The organism is Methanomicrobium sp., from assembly GCF_055145805.1.
In genome coordinates this window covers 1-5,136 of the sequence record NZ_JBSREC010000071.1, presented here as the reverse complement: position 1 = coordinate 5,136, position 5,136 = coordinate 1, and the positions used below count along the sequence as shown (strand labels likewise).

6 protein-coding genes are annotated in these 5,136 nt (G+C 37.7%); 1 reads left to right on the top strand and 5 read right to left on the bottom strand.

Translation table 11 applies throughout. The features are described 5' to 3' along the window. Window positions 1-107: 107 nt before the first annotated feature. Together ACTB1O_RS06825 and ACTB1O_RS06820 are read right to left on the bottom strand one after the other, a co-directional pair. Window positions 108-611, bottom strand: coding sequence for a DUF2115 family protein (locus ACTB1O_RS06825; protein ID WP_462994389.1), 504 nt, complete (start codon window positions 609-611; stop codon window positions 108-110). 69 nt (window positions 612-680) lie between these two features. Further along, on the bottom strand, window positions 681-1,298 hold the full coding sequence (locus tag ACTB1O_RS06820; protein WP_462994388.1) for a DUF2115 domain-containing protein: 618 nt from the start codon (window positions 1,296-1,298) through the stop codon (window positions 681-683). Between the two features lie 107 nt (window positions 1,299-1,405). Between ACTB1O_RS06820 and ACTB1O_RS06815 the strand changes: the two genes are divergently transcribed. After that, complete coding sequence (locus tag ACTB1O_RS06815; protein WP_462994387.1) at window positions 1,406-1,816, top strand: winged helix-turn-helix transcriptional regulator; 411 nt, start codon at window positions 1,406-1,408, stop codon at window positions 1,814-1,816. 507 nt (window positions 1,817-2,323) lie between these two features. Here ACTB1O_RS06815 and ACTB1O_RS06810 read toward each other — a convergent pair. From ACTB1O_RS06810 to ACTB1O_RS06800, 3 genes are all read right to left on the bottom strand, one after another. Continuing rightward, the gene (locus ACTB1O_RS06810) at window positions 2,324-3,649 is read right to left on the bottom strand and encodes an MFS transporter (RefSeq protein ID WP_462994386.1); all 1,326 of its coding nucleotides are present in this window, start codon (window positions 3,647-3,649) and stop codon (window positions 2,324-2,326) included. A 366-nt stretch (window positions 3,650-4,015) separates the two neighbouring features. After that, entirely contained in the window at window positions 4,016-4,453 is a 438-nt protein-coding gene (locus ACTB1O_RS06805; RefSeq protein ID WP_462994385.1) for a PPC domain-containing DNA-binding protein, read from the bottom strand. Between the two features lie 123 nt (window positions 4,454-4,576). After that, the coding region (locus tag ACTB1O_RS06800) for a type III PLP-dependent enzyme domain-containing protein (protein WP_462994384.1) at window positions 4,577-5,136 on the bottom strand (560 nt) is incomplete at its 5' end.

The following is a 5,136-nucleotide window of genomic DNA, read 5'->3' as shown; positions in this document are numbered from 1 at the left end:
GGGACAGATTTTTTTTATTTTGTTTCTGCTCTACTTTGGTGTGCTCCTGATATTAGATTTTTTAATTTTTTAGAAATTTCATTTTTTTAACCTCCAAATAATATTTTTCAAAGTGTTCTGCAAACGCAGTATTTGCAAAGTGAATGGCTGTCTTTTATGTACTTTTTCTTTCCGCTGCAATAGAAAAAATTACCTTTTTTCAAAATTGTCATCTCTCCGAAATTTGAAATATCAGGCGGGTGTAGTGGTTTTTTTGCGATAAAAGTAAGATATAGGGAGATGCATGAAATAAATATTCTTTTGTTAGCATTCTTTAAGGCGTAAGTATCAAAATAGAAATTTATATCTTTCAAAAAATTTTCAATTTTTGAAGAATTAATTTCAAAATCAGGAATTTTTTTATCATTGCTGCATATTTCCGCGAATGCAGATGAATTGTACTCCCTGAGGCATGAGATAATATCAGGTTTATTATCAATTTCTGAAAATTTTTCGTTAATATTCTGAGTATTAAACTCTGGAAGTTCATTTAAGGATTTTTGAATTTTAATAAGCAATTCTGAGGCTTTCATGTCTGTAGATTTTTTAGTTGAATTTTTTTTGCTTTTCACAGAAGTTATCAGAAAAGATCTCTTTTTTAAGTATTATAAAAGACATTCAGGTACCCTTATGTAAAATTTTTACTTTGTCTGCATGGCAGGGCAGAAATTGCATATAGAAAAAGGAAGATCTTTTTCATGGTCGCGAATAATGCAGAAATACCTGCCATTTTTTTCTTCCACCTTAAATCCTCCGGGAAATGGCATTCCAACAGGATGACCCGGGTTGTCAAGAACAAATATGGTAAATGCCGAGATCATATAATAAAAAAGCCTGTGCTTTGGCTTATAGTACAGAGGCATCCTTTTCATATTTTCATCCCCCTGAAAGCAACCCTCACATATAATATTGCAAAATCTATCAAATGTATCCCTCTCTGTTATCGGCTCTGAAAGTCTTGGAAAAATGCCTGAATTCTGCATGGTAAGCAGTTTATGATATCCACCCATAATCCACTCTTTTATGAAGGGACTAACCTGTTCTCTGTACGGTTGCGGGAGTCTTAAGCATTCTTCGTGCATTCTCCCGCCTATTATCTGTAAATCCATAATTGTGTACCTGCGAACCTCTTCTGCGAGTATTGTTCCAAGTTCTCCTTTAGTTTTCGCAGATGCCATTCTTTTAGCTATACCTGTAACCGGGTCTGAATCATTTTCACTGTAACGATTTGAAAATGACGTAATAACAGTTTCTGACATATTTTTGAGCAGGATTTTATTAATACTGCAGGGGTAATAAACTGAAATCCTTCTTAAGTGGTATACAAATAATACTTAATTAATGCTGCAGGAACCAATAGTATACCATGAATTCATGCAATCCGGATGGTGGCTTTGCTCTGGTTCCTGTGGTAAAATATAAAGAATGCCCAATTCATATTGCAATTCAGGTCTTGGGAAAGAAATGGGCACTTCTTATTCTAAGAGATATTGCAATTTTAAACATCTGCAGATTTAACCAGATAAAACGCTCTCTCCCGGGACTTACATCCCGTGTTCTTATACTTAGGCTGCGTGAACTTGAGGAGGAAGGCTATATAATGAGGACAAACTCTGTCAAAGACTCAAAAATATCGGAATGGGTGCTGACCGAAAAAGGAGCGGATACAATTCCTATACTTGTGAGTTTTATTGAATTTGGGATAAAATGGTGCGCAGATCAGGTTTTTGATGATAAAAAGGCACGCACATTTGATGAAGTTTATACGCCGGAATGACTACCTGAAAACTGATTAAAATCAGAATAAAGTGGGAAAATAATTTGCTGGCAATTAATTCATAGTCATCATGAATGCCAGGTGCGAATTTACCTTCCCCGGGTATATTAGAACCTCTCTTCTGCGGGTTTTTGGATTATTTACAGCCTGACTTTGCCAGTTGGGACATATTTGTATGCAAAAAATCAGTTTTATTTTTATAATGCCAGAGTTATTTAAAATTTAAGCTCATAATAAGGTTATTTTTGGTAATATTTTCAAAAATTCCTGGAACTGTCAAATTTAATTCTTGCACAATACAATGAATTTGAGTGATGTGGCAAACTTAGGTTACAGTATTTCCAAATCTTTCTTCAGAAATTTCACGCTTCTCTTAATATATTAGTCAGGGAGGTATCGGGGAATTGCTGCTGTAATCCCATTTTCCGGCTGCATCTATTGCTTCGGTATATTCACCCCCTCTTTTGGTATCAATAAAATTAGAAAAATGTAAGGTATTTTCTGAAATCAGGTATCAGAAGAGCTGTTTTTGCAGCCTTTTTTGTCTCCCCGGTTTATGAAAAGAGCAAGCACTGTCAGGGCAAGGTAAACAAAAGCAAGTGAGATATATGTGGTTTTAAAGCTGAAAACCCCCTTTGCCTGTGAATCAAGTACGACACCAAGGACTGCCCCTCCTATAAGAGAACCTGCATTAAGAAGAATATTCAAAAGACCCTGTGCTGATGCCCTGTTATTCTGACCTGATTCAGCCAGCATCAGGTAATATATTGCGTTTCCGGCAATTGAGGCATTTCCGGCGCCTATGAGTATTATTGAAAGGACAAAGGCTGAAAGGCTCTGTGAAAACCCGAGAACAATCATTCCTGCGATAGATATAAGCCCTCCTACAATGAGAACCGGTTTTGGGCCTGTAATATCAAGAGCTTTTCCTATAATTATAGTTGCAGCAAGGGATGATACTGTGAAAGGAATAAGAATGTATGATCCCATGGAGTCTGAAAGGTTAAAGGCGAGAATTGCATAAGTTGAAAAAAAGTATGTTCCCGCACCTGCAAGGTACCCAAAAAGCGTCAGAACACAGGCGATTTGTGGATTTCGCCGTTTAAGCATATCAAGAGGCAGAATTTTTTCAACGGCATCTTTTTCGAAATGTAAAAACAGCAAAATTCCTGCAGCACAAATCATAAGAACGGCTATAAGCTCTGCTGACAGTGGCAATCCGTTAAATTCCGTTACAAATACTGAAAATGCCGCTATTGAGATGCCCAGAAAAATCATGCCTTTCCAGTCTGCAGTATTCCTGTCTTTGAACACCCCGTCGTCAGGCAGCAGGAAATAGCAGATTACCAGAAGAGCTGCTGCAACAGGAATGTTTGCTGCAAATACATAATGCCAGTCGAAACCTTCCAGAAATCCGGAGACAATAGGACCGGCAGCGTATACCATGCCTATAACGACACCAAATACTCCGAGAACCGTTCCCCTGTTGCCTGTGAAATTGTCTCCGATAAGAATTATTGCCAGAACAGATATTCCGGCGCCGATTCCCTGAAGTGCCCTTCCGATAAGGAAAACTGCATAGGAGTCTGACAGTGTCACTATTATAAGACCTGCAAGAAATGAAGCAGCACAGAAGAGATATACTTTTTTTCTTCCCAGGTAGTCCGAAATTTTTGCTATTATTGGTGAGAAGATAAGCAGAAACATAACCTCAATGTTTATTGCCCATACAATAAGCCGCTCGCTTACACCAAAATAAGTTTTGAGAGGGTATAGAATTGGCGATACAGTTGAACCGTCAAGGGCTATCATTATCGCCCCTAAAATTATCACGGTGAGAATTCCTGACTTGCTACATATTTTTAAAAAAGTCATAAATATATCATTATCTCTAAGACATATTTCATAAAATTATTCCTATGATTTTTGTTTGAAAGGTGCAGCTTGTGAAATAAAAAATTAAAGTCTGTGGTAGGTATAATTGTCATAGTCTGTCATTGTGTTTCCATCAGATGAGAGACTGATATTAGAGTCCCATTTATCGTGCTGAAAGTCAATTTTAAAAATGTATCCGTTGCCGTCTTCATTAATGCCGGCAAACTCAATTGTACCGGGGTATTTCCAGGTTTCTTCAAAAGTTTTGTTGGTATTAAATGTTACAGTGCCTTTATAAGCATCTGTTTTGTTAGCAGAAGGATTCTAAAATATCGGTATACTGATGCCCAGATTTGGGTCAGGGAGTCTTTTGACAAAAATTCCTGTGAACTCAAGGATAATGACTTCTGCAACTAGATATACTTCTGCAAACTCACGAAGACAGCCTGTTACAGCCCTTTCACCTCTTCCTGCTGATGTATGTATATGAAGTGATGGGCCGTCTTCAACGCCCGGATACACAGTCCCAATTCCGATAATCTCCCAGCCGTCTTCTATTACAATCCCATTTGGAACCGGCGGAATAACCGGCTCTTTTGGGCCGGTGACAAGCTTTCCCTCTTTTAAGGCGCCAAGGAAGAATACAGCTCCTGATGCCACATCCTTATCCTTTAAAAACTGTGTAATTGTTCCTAAAAGTTCCTCTCTGTCATCAACCCGCATTACAAAGACCCTGCCGGGCCTTCCTTCTGCATAATCCATGAGGTATTTTTTGTTCCTGCAGATAAAATGTATTGCCTGACCGGTGATAATGTTTATAGGGATATTCTACAGAGGTATCACTGAATTTAACACTGAATGAAACAGTGCCGGATGTTATATTTATCAGAGATATTTTTTCAGAATATACGGAGAAGTCATAGCTGAGAGCAAAGCTCCATAATTAAGGTTGAACTCCACCAGACTTCCAACATCCAGGCAGTTCTGCTTTGCATCAATAACAATGTGATCACTGCTCATTCCAAGAATGTCAATATCTATTTTAGGAGTCAGTCCTGAAAACGTAACATCCTGCAATCCAATTCCAAGTATAACTCTTTTTATCTGGCCACGATTCTTAAATTCAGGTATCTGACCAAATGCATTTTGACAGGGTTCTCCGGATGGAAGAGATGGTTTTAATTTTGATTCAATTACCTCTGCAACAAGTGTGAATGCATTTGTAAATAAACCGGGAATTGGAGATCTGTTGAGTGTTTCCCGTCCAAGAAATATGGATTCACCAAGACGTAAATTATTGATCCTTCCAACATCCTTCGTTGACATGAACCAGTCATAATTTGCTGAGTTCCCACCGGAAACAAACTCCAATTTCAACCCAAATTTTTTTTCAATTTTATCTGCAAAATTTGAGAGACATTGCATTTTATTTTCATCTGGTTTAA

Excerpts from the sequence above, each read along its gene's own strand:
- ACTB1O_RS06820 (WP_462994388.1), bottom strand. The coding sequence starts at position 1,298 with ATGTCAGAAACTGTTATTACGTCATTTTCAAATCGTTACAGTGAAAAT.
- ACTB1O_RS06815 (WP_462994387.1), top strand. The coding sequence starts at position 1,406 with ATGAATTCATGCAATCCGGATGGTGGCTTTGCTCTGGTTCCTGTGGTA.
- ACTB1O_RS06805 (WP_462994385.1), bottom strand. The coding sequence starts at position 4,453 with ATGGATTATGCAGAAGGAAGGCCCGGCAGGGTCTTTGTAATGCGGGTT.